Source organism: Bullifex sp., from assembly GCF_034103065.1.
In the GTDB taxonomy this organism is placed as follows: Bacteria; Spirochaetota; Spirochaetia; order Sphaerochaetales; family Sphaerochaetaceae; genus Bullifex.
On the sequence record NZ_JAXEGN010000121.1, the window covers coordinates 1 to 2,144 of the forward strand.

Annotated in this window: 3 protein-coding genes; 1 reads left to right on the forward strand and 2 read right to left on the reverse strand. The window is 31.3% G+C overall.

The genetic code is table 11. The features are described 5' to 3' along the window. Window positions 1-680: hypothetical protein (locus tag SOY52_RS04780; protein WP_320847838.1), on the forward strand; the 680-nt coding region annotated here is incomplete at its 5' end. Window positions 681-763: 83 nt separating this feature from the next. Here SOY52_RS04780 and SOY52_RS04785 read toward each other — a convergent pair. Both SOY52_RS04785 and SOY52_RS04790 read right to left on the reverse strand, forming a co-directional pair. Next, window positions 764-1,663 (reverse strand): NAD(P)-dependent oxidoreductase, encoded by a 900-nt coding sequence (locus tag SOY52_RS04785; protein ID WP_320847839.1) that lies wholly within the window; start codon window positions 1,661-1,663, stop codon window positions 764-766. 28 nt (window positions 1,664-1,691) lie between these two features. Continuing rightward, the coding region (locus tag SOY52_RS04790) for a thiamine pyrophosphate-dependent enzyme (protein ID WP_320847840.1) at window positions 1,692-2,144 on the reverse strand (453 nt) is incomplete at its 5' end.

Below are 2,144 nucleotides of genomic sequence, written 5' to 3' on the forward strand. Positions count from 1 at the left end.
ATTTATCAGTTTGCTACTATGAAACAAGATTCTTCAGTATTAGTAAAAATACTGTAAATAATGATGTAGATAAATTCTTTATTTCCACTGAGCAAGGTGCAGAAGCAGCTGCACTTATTGGACAAAATGAAAGTTCTATAGCACTCGCTCCTATTTTATTACCAGAAGCTAATGATTTATTAATAAATGATGTAGATAATAATCATAAAATAAGAATCCTTTATGATATGAAAGAAGATAAAGTTAATATCTATAAGTTAATAAAAAAGGATATTAATGCTGAACTTATAATATTTAATGTAAATCAAGAAAAAATTAAGAAACTAAAATCTGAAGCTTCAAAATGTAAACATTTGGAATTAACATTTTTTAGTAATCAATTAGAAAACAAGTATAGTCTATTTTCTGAAGCCGATATTATTATCGGTCCATCTGATAGGAAAGCAATGTTATCATCTCTATATTTAAAGAAATCATATTTTATTACAGAAAAGAAAAAGAAGAATAGCGATATTACTGATTTTATTATTGAAAATAATCTTGGACTTATTTTACCAAGCAATATTGATAAACAGTATGAAGAAATTAATAAGTTTTTAAAAAGGTATAATAAATCTTCTTTTGATGTTCTAAATTTTGATGCACAATCATTTATCTCTCAGCTAACAGATATTTGTTAATTGTATTGACTGCTAATAATTCACATTAGAAAAAAGGTTTCAAAAATAGCAAATTCAAACAAAACTTTTAGCCTATTCTAATATTATTTAATGACGTTCTTTATACCTTCTTCAAAACTAATACTAGGTTTCCATCCAGTATCTTTTTCTAATTCTACTGTATCTGCACATAAATACATCACCTGTTTATCATCATAAGGGATAGCTCCTAACTGTATTTCACATTTAGGATTAACAATTCGCTGGATGTCTTTAATGTATTCTGCTAAAGGCTTAACTTTACCACTTCCAACGACATAAGTTTTTCCATCTACACCTCTTTCACCTAACAAAAAGAAAGCTCTTGCTGCATCACCACTATACAAATAGTCCCACATCTGTTCACCCTTAGTAAACTGAGGAATCTCTCCATTTATCATCTTATTAATAGTAGACATTACCATACTCTGTTGGCCGTCATTTGGACCATAAATACTTAATATTCGAGTCCATACATGCTCAATACCTAATTGATGTGAATAATCCCTTGTCATTTGACCGGCACAAAGCTTTGCATATCCATATCCATTTTCAGGAAATGTAGGTGTCTTTGCTTTAAGTTTACCCTCTACCCTTCCATATTCAGCTTGTGAACCAGCACCAATAAATTTGCGACATTTAAAACGTTTAGCAACACCAACTGCATCAAGAGAATACTGAACATTTTGGTTCTGTAAATACATATCATTTCGTGCTACGCCACTTGTGCCCATCCACGCAAAATGATAAAACACATCGTATTCTTTGCCAGTATTATTCTTCAACGAAGAGAGATCTTTTAAATCACAATATAATTTTGATACTAGTGGTGAATCAGGTATATTAATGTTTCTATTTGAGTTTCCTCGACAAATCACCAAAACTTCAACTTTATTCTTGATTAATTCATTTACCAACGCTGTTCCAATAGCACCTGTAGCACCTGTAATTATAGCTCTTTTCATTATGCCATCCTTTTATAAAACAACTATATTATTCTTCCACCATTGGTACCAGCATGATCTTTCTCAATTCCTCTTTAGGTAGGAATGGAGCTAAATCTTCAAGAGGAGGGCTTACTAAAGTTCCATCTTCCAATCTCTTTGTTGCACTCTTTGGTTCCCATACTTGTTTTGTATCTGTAAAAATCTCTGTAAATACAGGTCCATCTGTATGTAAAGCCTCATCTACAACTTTCTTCATTTCAGCATTAGACGAAGCACTTAAATATTTATAGCCAAATGCTTTCGCAATCTTTTTAAATTCAGGGAAAGAAAGATCACCCGATTCCTCACCAATTCCCACAAAGTTCTTATTAAAAAGATTTGTCTGTGTAATACGGATAGAATGATAACCGCTATTATTAATTAAAAACAACTTGATTGGAAGCTTGTTTGTTAATACTGTCTGAAGCTCCTGCAGATTCATCATAATTGAACCGTCGCC

Bases quoted from the DNA above. Each gene is read 5' to 3' on its own strand.
- SOY52_RS04785 (WP_320847839.1), bottom strand. From the start codon at position 1,663: ATGAAAAGAGCTATAATTACAGGTGCTACAGGTGCTATTGGAACAGCG.